The 24,801-nt window shown below is 69.1% G+C and carries 27 protein-coding genes; 16 read left to right on the plus strand and 11 right to left on the minus strand.

Going from position 1 to position 24,801, the window contains the following annotated elements:
• The first annotated feature begins 288 nt into the window (after positions 1-288).
• The 4 genes from FOH10_RS16305 to FOH10_RS16320 all read left to right on the plus strand — a co-directional run bounded on the left by FOH10_RS16305 (position 289) and on the right by FOH10_RS16320 (position 3,926).
• A complete protein-coding gene (locus tag FOH10_RS16305) occupies positions 289-1,341 on the plus strand; it encodes an alpha/beta fold hydrolase (RefSeq protein WP_143981377.1) in 1,053 nt (350 codons plus the stop codon).
• A 36-nt stretch (positions 1,342-1,377) separates the two neighbouring features.
• Complete coding sequence (locus tag FOH10_RS16310; RefSeq protein ID WP_143981378.1) at positions 1,378-2,145, plus strand: ATP-grasp domain-containing protein; 768 nt, start codon at positions 1,378-1,380, stop codon at positions 2,143-2,145.
• Positions 2,146-2,209: 64 nt separating this feature from the next.
• Entirely contained in the window at positions 2,210-3,313 is a 1,104-nt protein-coding gene (locus FOH10_RS16315; RefSeq protein WP_425326147.1) for an agmatine deiminase family protein, read from the plus strand.
• Positions 3,314-3,350: 37 nt separating this feature from the next.
• Positions 3,351-3,926, plus strand: coding sequence for a TetR/AcrR family transcriptional regulator (locus FOH10_RS16320; protein ID WP_143981379.1), 576 nt, complete (start codon positions 3,351-3,353; stop codon positions 3,924-3,926).
• 83 nt (positions 3,927-4,009) lie between these two features.
• On the opposite strand, the gene FOH10_RS16325 is transcribed toward FOH10_RS16320, so the two are convergent.
• The gene (locus tag FOH10_RS16325; protein WP_051037385.1) at positions 4,010-4,876 is read right to left on the minus strand and encodes a MinD/ParA family ATP-binding protein; all 867 of its coding nucleotides are present in this window, start codon (positions 4,874-4,876) and stop codon (positions 4,010-4,012) included.
• Positions 4,877-5,341: 465 nt separating this feature from the next.
• Between FOH10_RS16325 and FOH10_RS16330 the strand changes: the two genes are divergently transcribed.
• Entirely contained in the window at positions 5,342-5,584 is a 243-nt protein-coding gene (locus tag FOH10_RS16330; RefSeq protein ID WP_143981380.1) for a hypothetical protein, read from the plus strand.
• 63 nt (positions 5,585-5,647) lie between these two features.
• A complete protein-coding gene (locus FOH10_RS16335) occupies positions 5,648-7,606 on the plus strand; it encodes a serine/threonine-protein kinase (protein WP_221937986.1) in 1,959 nt (652 codons plus the stop codon).
• On the opposite strand, the gene FOH10_RS16340 is transcribed toward FOH10_RS16335, so the two are convergent.
• Both FOH10_RS16340 and FOH10_RS16345 read right to left on the minus strand, forming a co-directional pair.
• Complete coding sequence (locus tag FOH10_RS16340) at positions 7,588-9,270, minus strand: sensor histidine kinase (protein ID WP_143981381.1); 1,683 nt, start codon at positions 9,268-9,270, stop codon at positions 7,588-7,590. The genes FOH10_RS16335 and FOH10_RS16340 overlap by 19 nt on opposite strands.
• Positions 9,257-9,949 carry a response regulator transcription factor gene (locus FOH10_RS16345; RefSeq protein ID WP_039814841.1) on the minus strand — a complete coding sequence of 231 codons (693 nt, stop codon included), beginning with the start codon at positions 9,947-9,949 and terminating at the stop codon, positions 9,257-9,259. The genes FOH10_RS16340 and FOH10_RS16345 overlap by 14 nt, the downstream gene beginning before the upstream one ends.
• 121 nt (positions 9,950-10,070) lie before the next feature.
• On the opposite strand from FOH10_RS16345, the gene FOH10_RS16350 reads away from it, so the two are divergent.
• Positions 10,071-10,466 carry a hypothetical protein gene (locus FOH10_RS16350; protein ID WP_143981382.1) on the plus strand — a complete coding sequence of 132 codons (396 nt, stop codon included), beginning with the start codon at positions 10,071-10,073 and terminating at the stop codon, positions 10,464-10,466.
• Between the two features lie 120 nt (positions 10,467-10,586).
• On the opposite strand, the gene prcB is transcribed toward FOH10_RS16350, so the two are convergent.
• Positions 10,587-11,414, minus strand: a complete 828-nt coding sequence (prcB, locus tag FOH10_RS16355) for a proteasome subunit beta (RefSeq protein ID WP_143981383.1) — start codon at positions 11,412-11,414, stop codon at positions 10,587-10,589.
• A 103-nt stretch (positions 11,415-11,517) separates the two neighbouring features.
• Complete coding sequence (locus FOH10_RS16360; RefSeq protein WP_143981384.1) at positions 11,518-12,486, minus strand: hypothetical protein; 969 nt, start codon at positions 12,484-12,486, stop codon at positions 11,518-11,520.
• A gap of 250 nt (positions 12,487-12,736) precedes the next feature.
• Here FOH10_RS16360 and mptB point away from each other — a divergent pair, with 250 nt between their 5' ends.
• Genes mptB through FOH10_RS16375 form a run of 3 tightly spaced genes read left to right on the plus strand, consistent with a single transcriptional unit; the run spans position 12,737 to position 16,130 of the window.
• Complete coding sequence (gene mptB / locus FOH10_RS16365) at positions 12,737-14,419, plus strand: polyprenol phosphomannose-dependent alpha 1,6 mannosyltransferase MptB (RefSeq protein WP_143981385.1); 1,683 nt, start codon at positions 12,737-12,739, stop codon at positions 14,417-14,419.
• Positions 14,413-15,351, plus strand: coding sequence for an ABC transporter ATP-binding protein (locus FOH10_RS16370; RefSeq protein ID WP_425326157.1), 939 nt, complete (start codon positions 14,413-14,415; stop codon positions 15,349-15,351). Before mptB ends, FOH10_RS16370 begins: the two co-directional genes overlap by 7 nt.
• On the plus strand, positions 15,348-16,130 hold the full coding sequence (locus FOH10_RS16375; protein WP_143981387.1) for an ABC transporter permease: 783 nt from the start codon (positions 15,348-15,350) through the stop codon (positions 16,128-16,130). Before FOH10_RS16370 ends, FOH10_RS16375 begins: the two co-directional genes overlap by 4 nt.
• Here the strand turns inward: FOH10_RS16375 and FOH10_RS16380 are convergent.
• Entirely contained in the window at positions 16,127-16,528 is a 402-nt protein-coding gene (locus FOH10_RS16380; protein ID WP_143981388.1) for a MerR family transcriptional regulator, read from the minus strand. The genes FOH10_RS16375 and FOH10_RS16380 overlap by 4 nt on opposite strands.
• 51 nt (positions 16,529-16,579) lie before the next feature.
• Here FOH10_RS16380 and FOH10_RS16385 point away from each other — a divergent pair, with 51 nt between their 5' ends.
• Positions 16,580-17,461 carry an NAD(P)-dependent oxidoreductase gene (locus tag FOH10_RS16385; protein ID WP_143981389.1) on the plus strand — a complete coding sequence of 294 codons (882 nt, stop codon included), beginning with the start codon at positions 16,580-16,582 and terminating at the stop codon, positions 17,459-17,461.
• 88 nt (positions 17,462-17,549) lie between these two features.
• Here FOH10_RS16385 and FOH10_RS16390 read toward each other — a convergent pair whose 3' ends face one another.
• The gene (locus FOH10_RS16390) at positions 17,550-17,966 is read right to left on the minus strand and encodes a VOC family protein (RefSeq protein WP_143981390.1); all 417 of its coding nucleotides are present in this window, start codon (positions 17,964-17,966) and stop codon (positions 17,550-17,552) included.
• A gap of 104 nt (positions 17,967-18,070) precedes the next feature.
• Between FOH10_RS16390 and FOH10_RS16395 the strand changes: the two genes are divergently transcribed.
• Positions 18,071-19,036 carry a helix-turn-helix transcriptional regulator gene (locus FOH10_RS16395; RefSeq protein ID WP_143981391.1) on the plus strand — a complete coding sequence of 322 codons (966 nt, stop codon included), beginning with the start codon at positions 18,071-18,073 and terminating at the stop codon, positions 19,034-19,036.
• 45 nt (positions 19,037-19,081) lie between these two features.
• The gene (locus FOH10_RS16400) at positions 19,082-20,056 is read left to right on the plus strand and encodes a COX15/CtaA family protein (protein ID WP_029924624.1); all 975 of its coding nucleotides are present in this window, start codon (positions 19,082-19,084) and stop codon (positions 20,054-20,056) included.
• A 3-nt stretch (positions 20,057-20,059) separates the two neighbouring features.
• Here FOH10_RS16400 and FOH10_RS16405 read toward each other — a convergent pair whose 3' ends face one another.
• Positions 20,060-20,272, minus strand: a complete 213-nt coding sequence (locus FOH10_RS16405; RefSeq protein ID WP_029924623.1) for a DUF397 domain-containing protein — start codon at positions 20,270-20,272, stop codon at positions 20,060-20,062.
• On the minus strand, positions 20,269-21,159 hold the full coding sequence (locus tag FOH10_RS16410) for a helix-turn-helix domain-containing protein (RefSeq protein ID WP_043599035.1): 891 nt from the start codon (positions 21,157-21,159) through the stop codon (positions 20,269-20,271). The genes FOH10_RS16405 and FOH10_RS16410 overlap by 4 nt, the downstream gene beginning before the upstream one ends.
• A 162-nt stretch (positions 21,160-21,321) precedes the next feature.
• On the opposite strand from FOH10_RS16410, the gene FOH10_RS16415 reads away from it, so the two are divergent.
• The gene (locus FOH10_RS16415) at positions 21,322-21,615 is read left to right on the plus strand and encodes a hypothetical protein (protein ID WP_143981392.1); all 294 of its coding nucleotides are present in this window, start codon (positions 21,322-21,324) and stop codon (positions 21,613-21,615) included.
• Between the two features lie 2 nt (positions 21,616-21,617).
• On the plus strand, positions 21,618-21,812 hold the full coding sequence (locus FOH10_RS16420) for a hypothetical protein (protein WP_043599031.1): 195 nt from the start codon (positions 21,618-21,620) through the stop codon (positions 21,810-21,812).
• A 32-nt stretch (positions 21,813-21,844) separates the two neighbouring features.
• Here the strand turns inward: FOH10_RS16420 and FOH10_RS16425 are convergent, their stop codons facing one another.
• Positions 21,845-23,041 (minus strand): MFS transporter, encoded by a 1,197-nt coding sequence (locus FOH10_RS16425; RefSeq protein WP_143981393.1) that lies wholly within the window; start codon positions 23,039-23,041, stop codon positions 21,845-21,847.
• A 94-nt stretch (positions 23,042-23,135) separates the two neighbouring features.
• Between FOH10_RS16425 and FOH10_RS16430 the strand changes: the two genes are divergently transcribed.
• Positions 23,136-23,828 (plus strand): methyltransferase, encoded by a 693-nt coding sequence (locus FOH10_RS16430; RefSeq protein ID WP_221937987.1) that lies wholly within the window; start codon positions 23,136-23,138, stop codon positions 23,826-23,828.
• On the opposite strand, the gene FOH10_RS16435 is transcribed toward FOH10_RS16430, so the two are convergent.
• On the minus strand, positions 23,800-24,657 hold the full coding sequence (locus tag FOH10_RS16435) for an alpha/beta fold hydrolase (RefSeq protein ID WP_244962019.1): 858 nt from the start codon (positions 24,655-24,657) through the stop codon (positions 23,800-23,802). The genes FOH10_RS16430 and FOH10_RS16435 overlap by 29 nt on opposite strands.
• Positions 24,658-24,801: the final 144 nt, after the last annotated feature.

Here is a 24,801-nt window from a genome sequence, read left to right on the forward strand (position 1 = left end):
GAGAAAATCGACCCCGCGCGGATTCACCTCGTGCGGATTCAGCCCGCATGGGTTCAGCGCGCGTGGGTTCACACCCCCGGCGCGGGTTCACGCCCACGTGGGTTCAGCCCCTGCGCGGGTTCGACGCCGTCGGCCCGCACGCCCGCGTGCGGTGAATTACAGTGGCGGACAATGCGATAGCACGTCCGGCAGGGGGTTCTACGACCCGAACAGTTGCCTGTTATCGTTAGTTACATCTTTTCCGGGCGGTACGACCTCCGCCGATCGAGAGGGATCCACACCCGCGCCATGAATCCGGTGATCACCACGAACCTGCCCGTCGCACTGCGCAACGGCTGGGCCCTGACCTTCGGCGACGGCATCGAAGCCCCCGCGCGCACGCCCTCGACCGTGCTCTACGACCTGCCGCACCGGCAGCTGCGCCGCTTCGACCGCGACACCCCCGCCCACGGGAATCCAGTGCTGCTGGTACCGCCGCTGGCCGTGGACGCCTCCTGTTACGACCTGCGGCCGGGCCAGAGCCTCGCGCGCTTCCTGCGCGACAGCGGCCGGCAGCCGTACGTGATCGACTACGGCCGCATCACCGCCGCGGACCGCGACCTCGGGTTGGAGGAGTGGGTGGACGATATCGTCCCCACCGCCATCGCCCATATCAGCGAGCTGCACGACGGCGCGGACGTCGACCTGATCGGCTGGTCGCTGGGCGGCATCATCAGCCTGCTCACCGCCGCCGACCACGCCGATCTGCCGATCGGCTCGGTCACCACCCTGGGCTCGCCCATGGACTTCGGCCGCAACCGCCTGCTGGCACCGGTACGCATGGTCGCGAAGCTGACCGGCGGGCGGGAGATCGCCTATGCCACTCACCTTCTCGACGGCATCCCGGCGTTCTTCGTCCAGGCCGGATTCCGCGGCATGTCCCTAGGCAGGGAGATCACCCGCCCGCTGTTCATCGCCCGCAATGCCGGGCACACCGAGGCCCTGGCCCGCATGGAGGCCATCGACCGCTTCATCGCCGCCATGCCCGGCTACCCCGGGCGCCTCTACCGCCAGCTGTACCGCCGCATCATCGTCGGCAACCAGCTCGCCCACGGCCGCGTCCACCTGACCTCCGACCGCGTCATCGACCTGGCCAAACTCACCTGCCGCGTCCTGCTCCTGGGCAGCCGCTCCGACACCCTCGCCCCCGCCGCCACCATCGAACCCGGTTTGGGCGTCCTCACCGGAGCCGCCGAAGCCCGCTTCGCCGACCTCCCCGGCCTCAACCACCTGGCCCTCGTCGCCGGCCCCCAAGCCGCCACCACCACCTGGCCCCTCATCGACGAATTCCTCGGAACCTAGCCACACATCTCGCTCGCACTCGGCCACGATGGCGGAATGTTCACCACCGCATTCCTCCAGCATTCCGGCAAAGGCCCACTCCGCCACGAGGAGTCACTACTGGAGACAGGGCTGCGGCGGCGCGGGATCCCGGTCGAGTACTACACCGTCAAGCGCATCCACCGCCGACAACTGCCGCTGGGGCCGCGCACTTTCATCGCGGGCGATATGGACGCGATGCACGGGGCCATGCGCCAGTTGGGAATTCCGATACCGGAACCCGACGACTACCCGGACTGTCTGAGCGGGTTCCTCCACCGCCGCGTGTGGGCATCGACCCTGGGCGAAATCGAGCGTGCGGTGGAGAACGGGTCCGCTCCACCGGTTTTCGTGAAACCCGCGCAGCGCCGGAAGAGCTTCACCGGAGCCGCCTGCTATTCGGAGCGGGATTTCGCCGCGCTGGGCAAGGTCAGCCGCCGACAGCGCGTGTGGTGCTCCGAACTGGTTCGCTGGCTGACGGAGTACCGCGTCTACGTCATAGACGGTCGGATCATCGCGGTCGATCACTACGACGGTGACGGAGCGGTACCGCTCGATCTCGGGGTGGTCGAGGCCGCGGTGGCGGCTCATCGCCGGTCCGGGTCGGCGCCGAGTGCCTACGGCATCGATTTCGGCGTACTGGGCAGCGGCGAGACCGCGCTGGTGGAGGCCAATGACGGCTACGCGTTAGGTGCCTATGCCATCGACGCCGACCTGTACACCGAGTTGGTGCTGCGGCGGTGGCGGCAACTGCTGGTCGATCGCGACGACTCAGGCTTTGACTGAAATTTCAGTCAGGGCATAGAGTGGGCCGATATCGGATGAGAAAACCCTGGTCGAGGAGATGGCGATGCGGCGGCGTGCGTTCCTGCGGGCGGTCATGGGCACGGTCGGCGGATTCGCGGTAGGAGGTTGTGCAATGGGCGGGAACGACGTGGGGTCCGAGGCGGGCGGTGGGTGGATGATGCCCGAGGAGGGGCGGCGGCATGTTCGGACGTGGATGTCGTTCGGTGCCGATGAGCGGGTGTACGGGGCGGAGTTGTTGCCGCTGGTGCGGCGGGATCTGGCGACCATCGCCACCACCATCGCCCGGTTCGAGCCGGTGTCGATGCTGGTGCGGGCCGAGGAGATGGGGCTGGCGCGGGGTTTGCTGGGCGGGGCGGATATCGAGCTGATCGAGGCGGAGCTGGATGATCTCTGGATGCGGGATACGGGGCCCGTGTTCGTGTCGGGAGATCGGGGGCGGGCGGGCGTCGACTTCAACTTCAACGGATGGGGCGGAAAGCAGGAACATCGGCGGGACGCGCGGGTGGCCGGGGCCGTAGCGGAGCATGCCGGGGTGGCGACGCTGCGTAGTGAGCTCGTGCTCGAGGGCGGCGGGCTGGAGGTCGACGGGGAGGGAACGGCGATCATCACCGAGAGCTGCGTGCTCAACGACAACCGGAATCCGGGATGGACGAAGCAGGATGTCGAGCAGGAGCTGGCCGCCGTGCTCGGGATCACGAAGGTGATCTGGCTGCCGGGGATCGCGGGCGCGGACATCACCGACGGGCACACCGACTTCTACGCGCGCTTCGCCCGGCCGGGCGTGGTGGTCGCCGGACTCGACAACGACCCGGACTCCTTCGACCACGACGTCACCCGCCGCCACCTGGAGATCCTCCGCACGGCCACCGATGCGCACGGCCGCCCGCTGGAAGTCGAAGTGCTGGAAGGCCCTTCGACCATCCGCGAGAAGTGGGCGGACGACGATTTCGCGGCCGGGTACATCAACTTCTATGTCTGCAACGGCGCGGTGATCGCACCGGAATTCGGTGACCCACGCACGGATTCGGCCGCCCGTTCGACACTACGACGGCTGTATCCGGACCGTGAGGTGGTCCAGATCGCCATCGACGCCGTCGCCGCGAGCGGCGGCGGCATCCACTGCACCACCCAGCAGGAACCCGCCTGAGCGGTCTACCACTCCCCTACCCCTACAGTGAGGACCCGTGTCGGAGCGCCGAATTCAGATTCTGGAAGCCGCGGTACGCGTAATCGCACAGGATGGCGTGCGAGGATTGCGCGTTGAAAAACTCGCCGCCGCGGCGGGCGTCTCGACGGCACTGATCTACTACCATTTCACCGATCGTGCTGGCATCCTGCATGCCGCTCTCGAACACATCAACCACCGCGCCGTGGATTACACCGAACGCGCACTCGCCGAAACCGATCCACGCCGCCGACTGGAACAGGTACTCCTGCTCGAACTCCAGGACACCGACGAGGTCCGCGAAACCAGTGTCGCCTGGGGTGAATTGCGCGCCAGCGCGGTATTCAACTCCGACCTGCGCGATCCCCTGCACGCCACCACGGACTCCTGGAACGCCGATATCGAAACCCTCATCCGCGACGCCCAGGACTCCGGCGACCTGCACGCCGGAATCGACGCCGCCGCCGCGGCCGAACGCCTGACCGCCCTCACGGAGGGGCTCAGCGAACGCTGGCACAGCGGCTCGCTCACCCTCGACCGCGCCCGCGAACTGCTCAGCGGCGCAATCACTCTCGAACTCGGCACCACACGGTGACACAGCGCGGCATCGCCGATCGACTCGACACCGTCACACCGCACAGCCCGTCACACAGCACTCCATCGGCACAGCACCGCGACTCAGCGCAGCAGATTGATGATCTTCCGGTAGGCGGCGCGGGTCTGCGGTGACAGCCGCGACCAGGTGACGGGTCCGCCGGTGGCCAGATGGGTGTCGTACGGGATCTCGGTGACCGCCCGCACGAATTTGCCCAGATAGCGGCGGGCGTGCTCGGCCACCGAGGGTCCGTCGTGCGGATGCTGCCGGGTGACGACGATGACGGATTCGGCCAGGTGGTACTGGCTGTAATTGTCGTCGAGCCAGATCAGCGCGGGTTTGAGCCGATTCACCGCGTCGGCCCGCGCGGCCAGCGTGATGACCAGCGCGATCCGGGAATCGGAGAGCAGCGGCGCGAGCATGCGATTGCTGACCGGCGATCCGCCGTCGTAGACGGGCAGACATCCGGCCGAGCACAGATCGCGGTGCACCGAGGCGTAACTCTCCCGCCGGGGTAGCGGTTCCGGCCCCCGGGGCAGCACCCCGAAGCGGGCGCTGTTCTCCCCCGAACTGTCGAGCACCGACGGCGCGAGGCCGCGCGGGCTCATATTGAGCCAGGTCTGCACGGTGCCCGCCGGATCGATGGTGTCGCATCCGCGCCGGGCGAGGTCGCCGCCGGTGGGCGTGGCGTCGACCACGATGGGTGAGCGTTCGCCGTAGTCGGAGGCCGCGGCGGCCGCGAGTCCGATGGCGGTGGTGGTGGTTCCGGCACCGCCGGAACTGCCCATGACGAGCACGGCGGGGATGGTGGCCCACAGCAGGAATCCGTCTCCGCCGTGCACGCGCACCAGGTCGGTGGGCGATCCGGGCGGGGCCGGTCGCAGCAGCAGCGACAAATCCGTTGGGGCGGAGGACAGATCGGCGGGTTGGTCGGGGAATTGGTCGAACACTCGGGATTCCTTTGTGCGAGCGACATCCGGTTCTGCGGAATCGGCATGGTCACCGCCTCGCCGATGAGAGCGGTGACATCCATCGCGTGAACGATCCGCGGCGCGTGTGAGCACGCGAAGAATGGGCATTTCAGCGTCGGTCGACTCGTCCCCCCGGTCGACACCCACACCGTGTCGACGAGATCCCCTGCGCTACGAGTTCTCGATGCAGTCCTGCGGTTCCGCGCCCGTGCACCCCCACTGTCGAAACACATACCAAAAGAATTGCAGTGCAACGCCTTTCAATGCCGCCAGATACTACACGAATCGGGCGGCCGCGACAGTTCTACGCGAAACTCATTCGGATGGTTCATCGATCTTGCGACACGCCCGTGTTACAGGATGGACGGGTGTGGCGCGTTTGAAATTCTGAGCACAAGGGAATCGCTGGGACATACCTCCCCACGCAGGATCGAGGAGTATTCGATGACCCGCACGATCCCTACCCGCGCGCGTCCCGACGAACACGTTCTCATCGACAATGTCGACGGTTCGAGACTGGCACTGCTGCTGATGGGTGTCATCGGTCTCGCCTGGACGCTCACCGCCTCCGATGCCGATGCCCACGGCTGGATGGTGGCGGGGCTGGCGGTGACCACCCTCGCGGTCGTCACCGGTCTCGGTACGGCCATCGAGCGGCGTCGACACCGTGGGAGCCGCAAACGCTGAACCTGTTTCGGGAATCGCCGTCCCCGGGGCGCGGCGCGCGGACGGTGGTCGTAGGCTGTCGCGGTGAATTCCGGGCGGACAGTGGTCGACGGGCGATTCGAGTTGCTCGAGCCGCTCGGCAGCGGCGGGATGGGCACCGTGTGGCGGGCCTACGACATCGCGCTGCATCGTGAGGTGGCACTGAAGGAGGTGCGCACCGACGCGTCCGACGGCACCGCGAGTTCCGGCGGCGCGCAACGAGAGCGGGTGTTGCGCGAGGCGCGGGCGCTGGCCCGCATCGGGCATCCGAACGTGGTGGCGATCCATCACATCGTGGATGCCCCGGGCGCGCATCCGTGGATCGTGATGGAGCTGGTGCGCGGCCGCAGTCTGGCCGATCGACTCGCCCAGGGGACGATGAGTCCCGAGCAGGCGGCGCGGCTGGGGCGCGGAATTCTCGCGGCGCTGCGGGCCGCGCATGCCGTCGGCGTCCTGCACCGCGATATCAAACCCGCGAATGTGCTGCTGCGCGAAGACGGTTCACCGGTGCTCACGGATTTCGGCATCGCGGCCATCGACGGACTGGACGGGCTCACCGCCACCGGCAATGTGGTCGGCTCGCTGGATTACGTCGCCCCGGAACGCCTGGATGGTCAGGAGGGGTATCCCGCTTCCGATCTGTGGTCGCTGGGCCTGCTGCTCTACGTGGCCGTGGAGGGCTATCACCCGCTGCGGCGGGAGAGCACGGTCGGCACGCTCGCGGCCGTGCTGAAAGGCGAAGTGCCGCCGCCGCAACGGGCGGGGGCGCTCACCACGGCCCTGGCCGCCCTGCTCGTCCCCGACCCGCACCGGCGGCCGAGCGCCGAACAGCTGGACTGGCTGCTGGCCCAGGCCGCGAGCTCGGACTCGCTGCCGTACCCGCCGCCCGCCGCAACACACCTACCGCCGACCACAGCCAGATCCGCGACGCAGGCACCGCCGGCCGCACCGAACGCATCGCGCACCGGCCAGCCCGCGCAGCCGTCCGACCCACACTCACAGACGTCCGGTCCGCACGCAGAATCTCCAGGGCCATACCCGCAGCCGTCCGGCCCGCACGCACAACCACCGGGGCCATATCCGCAGCCGTCCGACCCGCACGCTCGAGCAGCCGGACCGAGCCCACAGTTCTTCGGCTCGCACGCGGGGCGGCCCGGTTCGTATCCAACCCCGGTCACGCCCGATCCGCCGTTCGCATCGGGATCCGACTCCCCACCACAGCATGCGAACCCACCGCACTTCGCACGGGGATCGGTTCCCCGGCAGCATCATTCGCCGCCGATCGCGCCCGGGCACAGCTCCCCTGCGGCCGCGGGGACGGCCACGCTCCAGACCAACGGTGCCGGCGCTGCCCCGGCACCTCGGCGCGGCGGCCGCTGGAGCCGAGTCGGCCTCGGTGCGGCGGCGGTCGTCGCGCTAGTGGTCGCCGCGCTCGTGGTGCGACCCGGATCTTCCACACCCGGCGCGGATGCCCCGGGTACGCCCGTGCCTTCGATTCCCGCCACGGAGCCGCTCGCCACCGAACCGCAGCCGTCGCAGCCGGGGCCGTCGGTGGACCTGCTGACCCCCGACGGCATTCGTCAGGCCATCGCCGCATTCGAACAGGCCAGCGGCGGAGAGGAATTCACCGAGGCCACCTTCTACCCGACCTACGCCAGCACCGGCATTCTGCTGGGCGACCAGTCCAGACGCTACGACGCCTACACCTACCGTGACGGCGTGGCCAGCCGTCAGGGTCCGGGCGGAACCCTCACCGGCACCGAGACCACGGTGCGGCTGAATTCGATCAACTGGGACATCCTTCCGGATCTGCTGCGCGCCGCCGATGCGCAACTCGGTGTGGCCGACCCGACCTCGCGCTATCTGATCATCGATCCGGCCTGGACCTTCAACAGCGACCGCCCGACGATCATGGTCTATCTGAGCGACGACTACGGCGGCTCCGCCTATCTCGCCGCCGATCTGGACGGCACCGTCGTGAAGGTCTACCCGCGCGAGAACTGACCGCGCGGACCGGACGCCGGGTCCGGTGCAGACAATGGCAGCCGGAGGCGGATGTGTGCGCCGCGTTCGGAGTCGGCGACGGTGAGGGTGCCGCCGTGCAGGGTGGCGATATCCCGTGCGAGGGCCAGGCCGAGGCCGGTGCCGCCGGCCGCTCGGGTGCGGGCGGTGTCGAGGCGGGCGAAGCGTTCGAATACGCGCTCGCGCTCGGCGGGCGGTATGCCGGGGCCGTCGTCGCGGACGTCGAGCACCGCGTGCCCATCGGCCGTGTGCAGGCGCAGGGTGGCGCTCGATGCGGCGTGGGCGTCGGCATTGTCGAGCAGGTTGGTGAGCAGTCGGGCGAGGTGGGTGCGGTGGCCCGCCACCACGGTGTCGTCGTCGACCGCCACCGTCCAGGCGGTCGGGCCGGGTGGTCGACGCTCGGTGACCTCGCGGACGAGTTCACCGAGATCCAGTGGGGTCAGCGGGATCTCGGGGCCGGTGTCGAGCCGCGCCAGGGTGAGCAGATCGGTGATGAGCGCTTCCAGCCGATCCAGATCCTCGAGCGCCCCGGCCGCCACGTCGGGCCAGTCGGCGCGGTCCGGATAGCGGGCCGCCACCTCCAACGGCGTCCGCACATTGGCCAGCGGACTGCGCAGTTCGTGCGAGGCATCGGCGACGAACTGCCGCTCCCGCCGGGTGGCCTGCTCGAGCCGACTCAGGGTGTCGTTGAGGGTGGCCGCGAGGCGCGCGATCTCGTCACCGGTGCGCGGCACCGGCACCCGGCGGCCGAGATTCTGCGCGGTGAGCCGTGCGAACTCCCCGCGAATGGCCTCGACGGGCCGCAACGCCCGCCCGGTGGCGAACCAGGTCGACACGGCCACCAGCAGTAACAGCAGCGGTGCGGCCACCAGCAGCAGCCGCGTGGTGGCGGTGGTCGCCTCCCGAATGGACTGCGTCGACGCGTCCGCGGTGACGGTGACGTCGCCCTCCCCACGCATGGCGACCGTCGCCGACTGAGCGCGCGTCGCCATCGGGGCGGGCCCGACGACGACGATCCGACGCATCTTCTCGTCCCCGGGCGGTGCACTCGGCCCGACCGGACCCCATACGGTCGCACCCGGCTCGGCTGTACCCAGTATCGCCGCACCCTGCGAGGCCGAGTCCGACGTCGCACCCGACGCAGTCACACCCGGCTCGGACTGGGACGGCTCAGATCCGGGCGAGGTCATGGCCGGGGCTGCCAGCACTTCGCCGTCCGGTGCGGCGACGCGGATGGTGACGGCCCGATCCACCAGCGGTAGGGGGGCACCGTCGCGCAATGCCATGGCGGCCACCCCCAACTGGCGGTGCAGCATGTCGTCGACCCGGGCGGTGAGGCTGGTTTCCACGTAGTGCACGGTCGCCCAGCCCGCGGCCAGCAGGGCGATGGCCACCACCAGTGTCGCCGCCGCGGTGGTGCGGGCGCGCACCGATACCGGTCGCCAGCGCAACCTGCGGTCCTCCTCAGAGCCACGACCCATCCCAGACCTACCGCCGCGCCCAGAAGCACGATCCATGACCGAGTCGCCGTCGGTCCCGGGGTCGAGGTCGGCCCCGAAATCGCCGACAGCCCCGGCGTTGCGGTCGGTCACGGAGTCACCGTCGGCCCCGGCGTTGCGGTCGGTCACGGAATCACGGTCGATCATGGGTGCCGCCTTCCGCGACGAGTCGGTATCCGTGCCCGCGCACGGTGCGAATGCTGTTGCGCCCGAACGGCGCGTCGATCTTGCGGCGCAGCGCGCTGATATGCACTTCGACCACGTTGGAATCGCCGTCGAAGGCGAAATCCCAGCCGCTGCTGAGCAGTTCACGTTTGGACACCAGTTGGCCGGGTCGGCGCGCCAGGATTTCCAGCACCGAGAATTCCTTGCTGGTGAGGGCGATATCGCTGCCCGCGCGTGTACAGATGCGGGTGGCCGGGTCGAGGGTGAGGTCACCGACGCGCAGCAGTGTCGGCCGGGGTGCGGGGCGGCGGCGCACCAGGTTGCGCAGCCGGGCCAGCAGCACCACGAACGAGAACGGTTTGGTCACGTAGTCGTCCGCGCCGGAGTCCAGCGCCTCGGCCTCGTCGTGTTCGCCGTCCTTGGCGGTGAGCATGAGGATGGGCGTCCAGTCCCCCGCTTCGCGCAGCAGCGCGCACACGCGGTAGCCGTTGAGTTCCGGCAGCATGATGTCGAGCACGATCACGTCGTAGTCGGCGGTCTGGGCCATCTCCAGCCCCACCCGGCCGTCCCCGGCCAGGTCGACCGCCCACCCCTCGGCCTCCAGCCCGGAGCGCAGGGCTCCGGCCAGTCGCGTCTCGTCCTCCACCACCAGTACTCGCACGCGGCGATCCTGACAGGCCAACCTGAAGACGTCTTCAGCTTCCTTCAGGAAGTCCTCAGCCGTGCCCGGCCAGAGTCGTCAACGTTCCGGATGGTCCGGAGCGACGATTCGAGGAGACGATATGCGTTCCAAGCTTTCCACCCGTGCCGCCGCCGTGACCGTGGGTGCGGCGGCCCTGCTCACCGCCGGTCTGGGCGGGATGGCGGTGGCGGCCGCGCATCCGGCCGAGCTGTCTCCGGGTCCGGATGTGACCGTGCACCGCGGCGGTGAACTGGTGACCACCGACCGTGACGGCAATACCGTCACGCTGCCCGTCGACGGTGAGGGTGTGACCGTTCAGCGCGACGGCGACAAGGTGATCATCAAGCGTCGGGGCGCGCCGGATATCGTCGGCGTCCCGGCGCTGCCCGCCGCCCCCGGCGCAACCGTCCCCGGCGCAGTCGTCCCCGCGCTGCCGGGTGCGATCGCCCCGTCGGCTCCCCTCGCCACCGCGCCGAGCACCGGTTCGGCGGGCTGATTCCCACCACGATCCGCTTCGTCGCCCGGCTGGCGGGCGGCGGGCGGGTTGCCGGGGTGGAGGTCGATGGTCCCGTGGCAGATGCGGGCGTCCGCGGAGGCGATCGGCCGACGCGAGCTCTCAGCCCCCGTTGGCGACCACGCGCTCGTCCACCAGGTCGCGGGCGATGCCCATCAGCCGATCGTCGGGAATCTCCCGCGCCCCTTCGGCATTCACCACCACCGAGGTGGGGTAGATCCCGCGCACCACGTCCGGTCCGCCGGTCGCGGTGTCGTCGTCGGCCGCGTCGAACAACGCTTCCACGGCGATGCGCAGCGCCCGCTCCTCGTCCAGTCCGGCGCTGTAGGTCTTCTTCAGCGAGGATTTCGCGAAGATCGAACCGGATCCGACGGCGGCGTACCCGAACCGCTCCTCACTGCGCCCGCCCGCCACGTCGTAGGACACGATGCGCCCGGCCCGGTCCGGGTCGGCGATCGACGGGTCGTAGCCGACCAGTACCGGCACCACCGCCAGATCCTGGAGGGCGGCGGGCAGGTTGTCCCGCACCATCTTCGACAGTTTGGTGGCCTTGCCGTCGAAGGTCAGGGCCACGCCCTCGATCTTCTCGTAATGCTCCAATTCGACGGCGAACAGCCGGATCATCTCCAGCGCCACCCCGACCGTGCCCGCGAATCCGGCGGCCGAATAGGTGTCGGTGATGAAGACCTTCTCCATATCCCGGGTGGCCAGCAGATTTCCCATGGTGCCGCGCCGGTCCCCAGCGATCAGCACCCCGCCGTGGAACGACACGGCCACGATCGTCGTCCCGTGCACGGCGATCTCCCGCCCGAGCGGCTCGCCGCCGAAACCGTTGCCGGGCAGCAGCTCCGGTGCGTGTCTGCGCAGATAGTCGGAGAAGGACGACCGGTTGTACCCGGTGTCGAGCGGCAGGCTGTCCGCGGCGGTCATCGGGCCTCCTCGGGAACGGCGTACGCGGTATTCGTCCCTCGACGCTACCGCCTCACACCACGGGCCGCCGCCTGCCCGCCCGAAATCGCACGGGATGGCGCGGTCAGTCGCGCACCCACCCCCGCTCGACGAACATCGGCACGAACTCGACCGGAACGAACAGCCGGTCCTCCGCGAACGGGATCTCGTGATAGCGCGCGGGCGCGAGCAGCCGATCGTCTCCGGCGCGCAGGTCGATGACCCAGCGATCCGGGCCCGGCCGGGACAACCCCGTCGGACCCACCACGCTGCGGCCCAGGAACCGCAGCTCCGATGGCAAGAGCGCCAACGGATCCGCCTCCTGGAATATCCCGAGCCGTGCCGCGCGGGCGGCGGCCACCGCCTGCCGCGCCCGGTCCAGGCCGGGGTCCGTGATCGGCTGTCCCGGCTCGGGCACCGCCGCGACCGTGCTCGGCTGCTTCCGGAAGGGATTGGTATTGGGCCAGATGAAATACGGCACCGCCCAGCCGCCCGCGAGCATGCGCTCGTTGTAGCTCGGTGGCCGCGGCGGATTCGGCACATCCATATTGAGATAGGTGAGGAACCGTCCGTACCGGTCGAAGATGTCCGCGGCGAAGGCGAGGAAGAATCGGAAGTCCGCCGTGTTCGCCCCGCTGGCGGTGCGGTCGGTCTCGATGAGGCCCTCCAGCGCCTTGGTGGCGGCGCGGGCGTGCCGAATGTGGTTGGCGGCGCAGTCCGGTCCGGTGCGCGCCCGCAATCCGGCCTCCAGCGCCGCGGGCAGCGGTGGATCGAAGGGCGGCAGTCCGGCCGCGAACGGATCGGTGAGAAACCCCTCCCACGCGGGAGACCCGATGGAATGGAACCGATCCGGATCGGCGGGCAGCGTGAAACTGACCTCCGGGGTGTCCATCCCGAGGAATCGTGTACTGATATTGCCCTTGGGGTGCACGGTGACGGTGTCACCGTCGTGCACGGCCCGCGCCACGCTCATCGCGGTGCCGTCGGACCCCAAGCCGAGACCGGCGTGGGCGATGATGAACCCGGCCCTGGTCTGCTCCACTGCTTTCGCCATGACGCCCTCCGACAAAGCGCTGTCGACGCGACCGCCGCGCCGCCCCGACCGGTTACCGTCCGTCGATCATCACCCGGCGCGCGACGTCCGGCACGAGTAGCGCGCTACCTGATCTGGGGATTCACCTCGTGTTCGGCGAGTGGCAACCGATTCCGCGCGGCGGCGGCGAGGCTCGCGCGCCACACCGCCGGGCACGGCACGAATATGCCCGTGGCGGTGCTCGACGGCACGGCGAATTAGGCTACCGATCGTGGCGGTATCGGAAAGCGCGCGGCGCAGGATCATCGAGTGGGGACGCCGGGCACTGGGCCTGGACGTCCCGCCGTCGGACCACACCGCCGCCGCCCTGCACTCCGTCGAAACCGATGTGCCGGGTCTGGACAAGCGGGAGACGCTGCAGCTGGCCCGCATCCGGCTGCTCGGTGCCACCGGCGCGGTCATCATGGCCATTTCGGCGCTGGGGGTGGGCGCGCAGCCGGTGCGCCAGAATCCCACCTCCGGGCTGCGCATCATCGGTTTCTTCGCTCGCGCGCACACCTCCACCCTGGCCATGTGCATGATCGGCACGGTGCTGGTGGTGATGGCGTGGCTGCTGCTCGGCCGCTTCGCCATCGGCGGCTGGGGCGGCAATCCGCGACATCGGCTGAGCCGCTCGCAGATGGATCGCACGCTGCTGCTGTGGATCATCCCGCTCAGCGTCGCGCCGCCCATGTTCAGCAATGACGTGTACTCGTATCTGGCGCAGAGCGAGATCGCGGTACGGGGCCTGGATCCGTACGAGGTGGGTCCGGCCGACGGGCTCGGGCTCAACAATGTGCTCACCAACAATGTCCCGAACATCTGGCGGGAGACGCCCGCGCCGTATGGGCCGCTGTTCCTGTGGATGGGCAAGGGTATCGCCGTCGTCACCGGGGACAACATCATCGCCGGGGTGTGGCTGCACCGGCTGCTGGTGCTCGGGGCGCTGGCGTTGATCGTGTGGGCGCTGCCGCGGCTGGCCCGCCGCTGCGGGGTGGCGGCGGTGAGCGCGCTCTGGTTGGGTGCGGCCAATCCGCTCGTACTGCTGCATCTGGTCGGCGGCGTGCACAATGACGCGCTCATGCTCGGGCTCATGCTGGCCGGTCTGGAGATCTGCCTGCGCGCCATCGAGGACGCGTATCCGTTCGATCAGCGGGCCTGGGCGATACTGCTGGGCGGCGCGGGGCTGATCGCGCTGTCGTCCACGATCAAGATCGTCTCGCTGCTGGCGCTGGGTTTCGTCGGCATGGCGCTGGCCCGCAGGCTGGGCGGCGGCTTCCGGATGGTCGTCAAGGTCGGGTTGGTACTGGGTGTGGTCGCCGGTGTGACCATCCTGTTCGTCACCACCGCCAGCGGACTCGGATTCGGCTGGCTGTACACGCTGAACACCGCCAGCGCCGTGCGCAGCTACCTGTCGCTGCCGACCGCCATCGGTATCGCCACCGGTTTCGGCGGGGTCCTGCTCGGATTGGGCGATCACACCACCGCGGTGCTCAGCATCACCCGGCCCATCGCGGCCACGCTGGCGGCCGTCGTGATCGTGCGCATGCTCTTCGCGACCTGGACCGGCCGCCTGCACGCGGTCGGCGCGCTCGGTGTCTCCCTCGGCGCGCTGGTGCTGCTGTTCCCGGTGGTGCAGCCGTGGTATCTGCTGTGGGCCATCGTGCCGCTGGCAGCCTGGGCGAACCGACCGGCCTTCCGGGTACCCGCCATCGCCCTCTCGGTCGTGGTGAGCCTGTTGGTCATGCCGCGCGGCGCGGACTTCTACGTCTTCCAGATCGTGCAGTCCGCCATCGCCACCGTCATCGTGGGGCTGGCGTTCATCTTCCTCACCCGCAACGCGCTGCCGTGGCGCAATCAGCCGGGGGTGTCGGCTCCGTCACAGGAGGCCACGGCATACGGTGTCAGATCGTGACCGCAGCCCCCTCCGGACCCGCCGTGCGCGTCGACGGCGTCGTGAAGCGCTACGGCGACACCACCGCGGTCGACGGCATCAGCTTCGAGCTCGAACGGGCGCAGGTGCTGGCGCTGCTCGGACCCAACGGCGCGGGCAAGACCACGACCACCGAGATGTGCGAGGGCTTCGTCGTCCCCGACGCCGGACGGGTGCGGGCGCTGGGCCTGGATCCCATCGCCGACTCCGACCAGCTGCGGCCGCGCATCGGCGTCATGCTCCAGGGCGGCGGCGCGTATCCGGGTTCGCGGGCCGGGGAGATGCTGGACCTGGTGGCCTCCTATTCCGCCGATCCGCTCGACCCCGACTGGCTGCTGCGCACCCTCGGCCTCCAGGACGCGCGGCGCACACCCTACCGGCGGCTGTCCGGCGGTCAGCAGCAACGGCTTTCGCTGGCGTGCGCGCTGGTGGGGCGGCCCGAGATCGTATTCCTCGACGAGCCCACCGCCGGATTGGACGCGCAGGCGCGACACCTGGTGTGGGAGCTCATCGACGCGCTGCGCCGCGACGGGGTGAGCGTGCTGCTCACCACCCATCTCATGGACGAGGCCGAACAGCTCGCCGATCAGCTGGTCATCATCGACCACGGCCGCATCGTCGCCCAGGGCACCCCCAGCGAGGTCACCTCGCACGGGGCCGAGGGTCGGCTGTGCTTCACCGCCCCACCGAATCTCAACCTGAAACTGCTGGAAGCGGCCCTGCCCGAAGGCTTCTCGCCGCGCGAGATGTCCCCCGGCTCCTATCTGCTCCAGGGCGACATCACCCCGCAGGTGCTGGCCACGCTGACCGCCTGGTGCGCCCGCATCGACGTGCTACCCACCGATATCCGCATCGACCAGCGCCGCCTGGAAGACGTATTCCTCGAACTGACCGGACGGGACCTACGGGGATGATCGACACCGCCAATCGTTTCGCGCCCGGGACCTTCGCGCCCGCCCCTAGGCCCACCACCCGGGGCGCCATGCTGGCGGCGCAGACCCGGCTCGAGCTGATCCTGTTGCTGCGCAACGGCGAACAGCTGTTGCTGACCATGTTCATTCCGATCACGCTGCTGATCGGGTTGACGCTGCTGCCGCTGAACGGTCTGGGCGACACCCGGGTCGACCGCGTGGTGCCCGCCGTCATGATGGTGGCGGTCATGTCCACCGCCTTCACCGGACAGGCCATCGCCGTCGGCTTCGACCGGCGCTACGGTGCGCTGAAACGCCTCGGGGCGACGCCGTTACCGCGCTGGGGCATCGTGGCGGGCAAGTGCGCGGCGGTGCTCATCGTGGTGGTGCTGCAGTCGATTCTGCTGGGGGCCATCGGATTCGCGCTGGGCTGGCGACCCACCCCGCTCGGACTGGTGCTGGGCGCGATCGTCATCGGGCTGGGTACGGCGACCTTCGGCGGTTTGGGGCTGCTGCTCGGCGGCACCCTCAAGGCCGAGATCGTGCTGGCCCTGGCCAATATCCTCTGGTTCGTCATGCTGGGCGTCGCGAGCCTGGTGCTCATGTCCGACGATCTGCCGTCGGCGGTGAGCCTGCTGGCGCGCGCGGTGCCGTCGGGGGCGCTCTCGGAGGCCCTGACGCGGGCCTTGGCGGGCGGGATCGACTGGTACGGGGTCGCGGTGCTGGCGGTGTGGGGTGGCGTGAGCGGCTGGCTCGCCACCCGGTTCTTCCGCTTCGACTAGCTGGCGACCGGATCGACGCGGTCGAAGTCCGGATAGCTGTCGCGACCGCTGCGTTCCGCCGCGTCGATGTAGTCGGTGAGGGCGGTGCGGGACCGCGCGAGCTTGCTCATCTGATCGTCGATACGCCGCAGCCGAGATCGCATGGCGTCCAGCATTTCCGCGCAGCCGGGCAACTCCGGGGTCTCGCCGACCGCGCACGGCAGCAAGTACGCGATGTCCTCGGAGGACAGTCCCGCCGCGAGCAGATGCCGGATCTGCTTCACCCGCAGCACGGCGCTGTCGTCGTACTCGCGGTACCCGTTCGCGCCGCGGTCCGCCGTGAGCAGGCCCTGCGCCTCGTAATAGCGCAGCTGGTGGGCATTGACACCCGTCAGCCGACTCAGTTCGCCGATCAGCATTCGAAACCCTCACTTGACCTTCACACCGGTATCAACGTTGACGATGCTGCCATGGACAACACCGAAACGCCCGTAACGATCATCGGTCTCGGACTCATGGGCCGGGCGCTCGCCCGCGCGTTCCTGAAGGCCGGACATCCCACCACCGTCTGGAATCGCACCGCCGCCAAGGCAGCCGAGCTGGTAGCCGAGGGAGCCCGGGTGGCGGCCACCGTCGATGACGCACTCGCGGCGGGGACCGTGACGATCATCTGTCTCACCGACTACGCGGCCGTCCACGAACTGCTCGGCGCGAGTGAGCGCGGGCTCGCGGGCCGGACGCTGATCAACCTCACCTCGGGTGATTCGGCGCAGGCCCGGGCAGCGGCGGACTGGGCGGCACACCATGGTGCGCACTACCTGGACGGCGCGATCATGGCCATACCGCCCGCGATCGGGACCGCCGACGCCGTGGTCCTGTACAGCGGTACGCGGGAGGTGTTCGAGGCGCACGGCTCACCGCTCGAGGCACTCGGCACCGCCACGTACCTCGGCACGGACCCCGGTTTGGCGTCGCTGTACGACGTGGCCGGGTTGGCCATGATGTGGAGCGTCCTGAACGCGTGGTTGCAGGGCACCGCGCTGGTGCGGGCGGCCGGTGTGGACGCCGCGACCTTCGCGCCGTTCGCGCAGCGGATGGCGGCGGGGGTGGCGGAATGGCTACCCGAACAGGCGACAGCGGTCGACAGTGGGTCGTTCGCCACCGAGGTGGCTGCCCTCGAGACCCACGCGCGGTCCATGACGCATCTGATCGAGGAGAGCCGGGCGGCGGGGATCAGCACCGAGCTGCCCGAACTGATCAAGTCGTTCGCCGCCCGCGCGATCGCCGCAGGACACGGCGGCGAACAGTACGCGGTGCTGATCGAGGAGTTCGCCACGCCCAGCGCGGGCTGACCGCCCGCGTCCCGCCGAGGAAAGAGACCGGGACGCACCGGCGCGCCCCCGGGACCGATCGCGGTCGCCGGGGCGCGGCGGTGGCGGATCACTCCCCCTTGATCTCCTTCAGCATGTCCAGGTAGTGCTGGTTGAACATCACGCCGAGCACATTGCCGAAGGGGTCGACCACCGAGGCGGTGACGAAGCCGGGGCCGTGTTCGGTCGGCTTGGCGTGTTCGGTCGCGCCGAGGGCGAGCAGGCGGGTGAACGCGTCCTCCACATCGTCGACGGCCCAGTAGGTCATAGTGCCCGACGGCTGGTCCGAGATCGGGTGCGGTGCGTAGCAGCTGTCGAGGATGCCGAATTCGTGCTGGTAGTCGCCGATGCGGAATTCGACGTAGGCCAGCTGCCCGGCGAAGTCCTTCTCGAAGTACGGCTGCACGCCGAAGACCTTGGTGTACCAGCGCACGGCGGCCGGGACGTCGGCGGCGAAGTGATTGACGGTGGTGAGTCCGCGCAACATGGGGTTCTTCCTTCTCTCGGTGGTACCGCTCTCGGTGGTGATGAGAACAAGTCTCCGCCGTAAAGTGCTCACCGATTGAGCACTTTTTCTGGAATTCTGGATTCATGCGCGCCGACCGTCTCGTTGCCACCCTGCTGCTCATGCAAGCGCGGGGCCGGGTGACCGCCGCCGAACTGGCCGAGGAACTGGAAGTGTCGGTGGCCACGGCCCGCCGCGATCTGGAGGCCCTCTCCACCGCGGGCATCCCGGTGTACCCGCAGGCCGGACGCGGCGGCGGCTGGTCGCTGCTGGGTGGTGCGCGCACCGATCTCAGCGGACTGTCCGCCACCGAGGCGCAGGCGCTGTTCCTGCTGGTCGGCCCCGCCGCGACCGTCTCCGGTGAGGCGAAAGCCGCACTGCGCAAACTGGTTCGGGCGCTCCCCCAGACCTTCCGCGCGGAGGCGCAGGCCGCCGCCGACGCCACCTTCATCGACTCCGCGCGGTGGGGTGAGCCGGTGCGCGAGCGCCCGGAACCGGTGACTCGGCTGCAAGCCTCGGTGGTGCGCCGCCGCCGGGTGCGGCTCACCTACGCGAGCGCCACCGGGCGGCGTTCGGAGCGCACGGTCGACCCGTGGGGCCTGGTCGACAAGGACGACACCTGGTATCTCATCGCCGGAACCGACAAGGGGCAGCGCACCTTTCGCGTCGACCGCATCGTGGCTGCCGAACCCACCGACGAAACCTTCGAGCGCCCCGACGATTTCACCCTCACCGCCGCGTGGGACGAGGTCGTCGGCGAGATGGAGCGCATCCGCGCCCGGGTCCAGGCGACCCTACTGGTGGACACCCGGCTGGCGTACGTGCTGCACGACCAGTTCGGGCGACACTGCGAGACCGAGGCCGATCGCGACGACGGCCGCAGCCGCGTCCGCGTGGGTGCGCCCACCGCCCTGGACATCGCCCGCCACCTGGCCGGTTGGGGTGCCGACATCGAAGTGCTCGACCCGCCGGAGGTCCGCGCCGAGCTGGCGCGCCTCGGTGCCGAACTCACGGCCCGCTACGCCTCCTCCACCGCTAACGACAATTCGTAGTAGACCGGTTGACGGGCCGGAATTCGCTCCCGCTACCATCGGTGCGTGCTCTCACGCGCATTCCAGCGACTAGCCGACCTGTTCCCGCTGCCCTCCCTGCGGGTGCAGCGCATCATCGCCTTCGCGGTGATCCTCTCCCAGGCCGGTATCTCCGTCACCGGCGCCATCGTCCGCGTCACCGCGTCCGGTCTGGGCTGCCCCACCTGGCCGCAGTGCTTCCCGGGCAGCTTCGTGCCGGTCACCGTGGCCGAGGTGCCGGTGATCCACCAGGCGGTGGAGTTCGGCAACCGGCTGCTCACCTTCGTGGTGTGCCTGTTCGCCGGTGCGGTGGTGTTGGCGGTGACGCGCGCCCGGCGGCGGCGTGAGGTGCTGGTGTACGCGTGGCTCATGCCCGCGGGCACGGTGGTGCAGGCCGTGATCGGCGGCGTCACCGTGTTGACCGGTCTGCTGTGGTGGACGGTCGCGGTGCATCTGCTGGCGTCCATGGTGATGGTGTGGCTGGCGGTGCTGCTGTACGCCAAGATCGGCGAACCCGACGAGGGTGTCGCCACCGTCCAGGCCCCGCGCCCGCTGCGGATGCTCACGGCGTTGAGCGCCGTGCTCATGTCCGGCACGCTGGTCGCCGGAACCCTGGTCACCGGTGCGGGTCCGCACGCGGGTGACAAGAGCCTGGAACGTCCGGTCGAGCGCCTGGAGGTCGAGATCGTCCCGCTGGTCCACCTGCACGCGGAACTGCTGGTCGCCTACCTCGCCCTGCTGGTGGGTCTCGGCTTCGGTTTGGCGGCGGTCGGCATGACCCGCGCCATCCGCCTGCGCCTGACCGTGGTCATCGCCATCGTCTGCGCCCAGGCCCTGGTCGGCATCGTCCAATACCTCACCGACGTCCCCGCCGCCCTGGTAGCCCTGCACGTCGGCGGCGCGGCCGCCTCGGTAGCCGCCACCGCCGCCCTCTGGGCCGCCATGCGCACCCGCGAACCCCTCCCCGCCGACCTGCGCGAACCCGCCGCCAACGCGGCCTGAAACCTACCACCCGGGCAGGTCGAAGTGTCCGGCCCGCACCGCGGCGGTGAAGGCGTCCCACGCGGCGCCCTCGAAAACCAGCGCGGGGCCGGGCACGTTCTTGGAGTCGCGCACGCCGACGTGCCCTTTTGGAAGATGCGCGGCCTCCACGCATTCGCCGGTGGAATGGCTGCGGCTCGACTTGAACCAGAGGGCTCCGGATAGGTCGGTGTTCACGCGCTGTACTCCTTCGCCGCCGCCACTATGAATTCCGTTGACTCATCAGGATCCAACGCTACGCGACCGATCTCGGCGAAGGCATCCCGATAACGCCGTACCTCGGATTCCCGCTCGAGATAGAGATCACCGGCCCATTCCTCGACGTACACCACTGGCGGCTCGATCAATCCCGACGCCGGAAGCTTCGGAAACTCCAGCAGTACAAACGATCCCACCAACGACCCGAATCCGCGCCGCCTGGTTCCGTCGAACGGCACCACTCGTACGGTCACATTGGCCCGCCTACCCACAGTCACCAGATGACGCAGCTGGTCGGCCATGACCGCCGGGCCACCGATCGGATCGCGAAGTACGGCCTCCCACAGAATGACATCGACGGTCAGGTCCTCATACAGGCGTGCCTGCCGTCTCGCCATCACTTCGAGGCGTCGTTCGATATTCTCCGTCGACGCGGACGGAGTTTCGGCCCAGGCGACCGCGCGTCGGTACTCGGCGGTCTGCAACAGCCCGGGAATGATCGTCACCTTCCACGAGATGAGTCCGGCCGCAGCGGCTTCCAGGCTCATGTAGTGGTCGAAGCCGACGCGCATCTCGTCGGCATACGCCCGCCACCAGCCGCCCCCGGACTTCTGCGAGGTCCTGACCTCCCCCGCCAGATCCAGCATGGTTACGCGCTCTTCATCCGTCGCCCGGTACGAGTCGCAGAGGGTGTTGACGTAGAGGTCGGACACCTTGGTGGGCTGACCTTCCTCCATACGGCCGATCGTCTGTTGCGACACCCCGATCACCCGTCCGGCCGCCGATTGGCTCATCCCGGCCAGTTCCCGAAGTCTTTTCATCTCCCGCCCCAGGGCTCGCCGGGCGAGCGTCGATCCAATCACCATCTCGTTAGCCTCACTATCGGACGATGCGGATTTTGGGGCGCCCCGTCACGGGGCGGCCCGTCGAGAAGTTCCGGCTCAATCGTGCCGGATTACCAGCTCTGGATACTCCAGAACGGTGCGATCGGGTGTGTACTCGAGGGAGTCCGACGATCGGAGATGCCGATGAGCACCACCGCCCCACAACTCGACCACCTCCCGACCGACCCGCTTCCCAGCTGGGTGCGAGTCGACCACCCGGTCGTCGAGTTGTCCGCCACCCGCGGAATCGTTCTGACCCACACCAAGATCCGCAACATCACCCCCACCCATATCGAACTCTGGTGCGGCAAGAAGTACCTTCGCGACTCCCTGTGCCCCGCCGCCGATCCGCATCAGGTGACCTTCACCCGCCCCAACTCCTACCTGCCCGGCGTGCGAGTCCGACTCGCCAGCCCCGCCCACCCCGAGGCCCGATAACCATGACCGAGTACATCTCTCCGCGTGCCCTGCAACTGGCGGGCTGCGACTTCACCGGCCCCATGAACCCCCTGGAAGCCCGCGAGGCCCAAGCCCTGCACCGCGATTGCGACCCGGCGATCTGCACGACGGCAAGTCGGGCCGCCGCGATCCAGACCGCCGCGCCGCCAACCCGATCCGCGCCGCCCTCGTACTGAACCGATGATCGGGGTGGGCGCGCGGCCCCTCGCTACGCCCGGCCTGTCTCCCCGCGCAGAGCGGTCATGGCGGCGGCCAGTGTCGTCGCGGCGGCGGCGAGCGCGGCGGTCGCGGCCCACCCGAACCAGCCGACGGCGGCGGCTCCGAAGGCGGTGCCGAGACTGCCCCCGATGAAGTAGACGATCATGTAGGCGCTGTTGAACCGCGCGGGCGCATCCGGGTCGATCGCGAGCACCGTGCTCTGGTTGGCGACCTGGGCCGCGAACAGTCCGGCGTCGAAAAGCCCCAGACAGACAAAAGTCACAACGGTATTGGACAGGAAGGCGGCCAGTCCCACCGCACTGACGACCGCCAAGACCAGCCCGACCAGGATCACCCGCCGCGCGCCGATCCTATCGGTCCATACTCCGGCGATCCGGGTGGCGGCGACACCGAGCAGTCCCGCGACCGCGTACCAGCCGATCCGTTCGGGCGAGTACGAGAACGGCGGCTGCGACAGCGCCACCGCGAGCCCGGCCCAGATCGCACAGAACGCGAAGAACCACAGCGCTCCCCGGCCCGCCGCCAGCCGCAGCAGCGGGTACCGGACGTAGAGCGTGGGGAGCCCGCGCAATGTCGTGAGGTAGCCCGCGGTCGCCGTCCCGGCCGCTGCGGGCAGCACGAAGTGAGCGATGACCGCGACGACCGCACACGCTCCCGCGAAGACGAGCAGCATTCCCCGCCATCCCATGCCGTCCGCCAACCACCCGCCCACGAACCGTCCCGCGATGATCCCACCCGAAATACCGGCGGTGACGATTCCCAGTACGGTCGCTCGCCGCTCCGGTCGCGTGAATCGCCCTGCCACCGAACTCAATTGCGCCCCCACCGCGGACCCGGCCCCGATCACCCCTACGACCAGTCCGAGCAGCCACGCCGATCCGGCCACCGCATTCGCCGCCAAAGTCACCGCGAGAGCGGCGAATTGCACAGACACCACGCTGCGTGGCGAATACTGGTCGACCAACGGAACCAGCAACGCCAGCCCCACCAGGTATCCGATCGGCCCGCAGGCCAGGGCCGTCCCGACGACCGCCACCGAAACCTGCAGCGTCCCGGCGACCTCCGCGATGGCCGGTTGCAGCGGATAGATACTCGCGGTACCCAGCGCCGCCGCGAGCGCCATGAACCACACCACCGCGATCGGCAGCGTCGCGGCACGGGTTGTCCGCATGACATCGATTTCCATGCCTCGACGCTAGAAATCGCATCACCCCACATCCGGCGGAAATCGGCCGACATAGTTACCGCCGCCGATGCGACGCGGGGCACAGTGGATATCCGTGGAACACGACGACGATACGAAGACGCTGCACCGCCTGGCCGGTCTGGCCACACCCATGGCACTCCGTGTCGCGGTGACTCTGGAGCTGCCCGATCGGCTACTGGGCGACGGCGCATCCGTCACCACCCTCGCGGCCGACCTCGCCGTCTCCCCGATCGCACTCGACCTGCTACTCGCCCACCTCACCACGCTCGGCGTCATGGAACGAACCGCCACCGGCTACCGCACCACCGCCTACGGCGCGAACCTTTCCGCCACCGCCGACAACGGCCTCGTCGACCTTCTCCACCTCGACACCGCAGGCGGCCGCGCCGAACTGGCCTTCGTCGAACTCGCCCACAGCATCACCACCGGCCGCGCCGCCTACCCCCGCCGATACGGCCGGGACTTCTGGTCCGACCTGGCCGACCACGCAGCGCTACGCGAGTCGTTCGACCGCCAGATGGTCCACCGTCTGCATGCTCAAATCCCGCGCATGGTCGCGGGTTTCGAATGGTCGCGCTTCGCCACCATCATCGATGTCGGCGGCGGTACCGGCACGCTGTTGGCCGCCATCCTCACCGCTCCCCCGCACGGTCCGCGATCTCACCGAGCAGCGCTGTCTGCTCGAGTTCCGGGTGGGCCAATGACGGTATGCGAAACCAATTCGCGGACATACACACTCACCGGAGACGGCTTCGTTCCGCGGTGATTTCGGCAACGAATTCTCGCATGGCGGTGGCGCATTCCCCGGCATGTGTCTCCAGCACCAGGTGTCCCCCGTCGTAGACGTGCATGTCGAGCCGATCGAGCTCACGCGCGTACGCCATGATCTCGTCCAGCTCGTAGAACGCGTCGTGGCGCCCCCACAGCAGCAGGCACGGCGGCTGATACGTCCGGTGGTACTCCGCCAGCTCGTCGAATCGGGCGACGTGATTCGCGTAGTCCCGGAACAGCCGGAATTGCGCTTCCACATTGCCCGGCCGCATCATTCGCGCCCAATCCAGATGCCACGACTCGGGTGGATGCAACTCGCGCACCCGTTCCGGCAGGGCACCCAGGTACTGGTACCGGGTGCCCTCGAAGTTCAACCATTCGGGTAGCCGCGCGCGGTTGGCGTCCGACGGATCGGCCCAGAAGTCCTTCGCGGTGTCCCATTGGCTGCCCAGCCCGTCGTGGTGCGCATTTCCGTTCTGCACGATCAGCCCGAGGATGCGTTCCGGATGCCTGGTGGCGAGGTGGTAGCCGACCGGTGCGCCGAAATCGTGCAGGTAGACGAAGAACTTCTCGACACCGATCCGTTCGAGAAACGCTTCGACGGTATCGGCCAGATGGGCGAACGTGTATTCGTAGTCGTCGACCCCGGGCGCAGCCGAGAATCCGAAGCCCGGCAGGTCCGGTGCGACAACCCGACTCACCTCGCCCAGCGGCGCGAGCACATCCCGGAAGGTGTGCGACGAACTCGGAAACCCGTGCAGCAAAAGCACACACGGCTCCGCCACCGCCGCGACCTCCCGATAGAAGACCTCGATTCCCCCCACGTCGAGACTTCGGTGCCGCGGCTTCAACGCCGCCCGCGATCCAACGCTGCCGCCGGGAATGTTCGCTGGTGCGGACGCATTCGTGCTGTCGAGCACCGCGAGACGAAGCTCTCCGTTCATGTAACCCGGGTTGCACACGCAGCT

This window comes from Nocardia otitidiscaviarum (genome assembly GCF_007362295.1).
In the GTDB taxonomy this organism is placed as follows: Bacteria; Actinomycetota; Actinomycetes; order Mycobacteriales; family Mycobacteriaceae; genus Nocardia; species Nocardia otitidiscaviarum.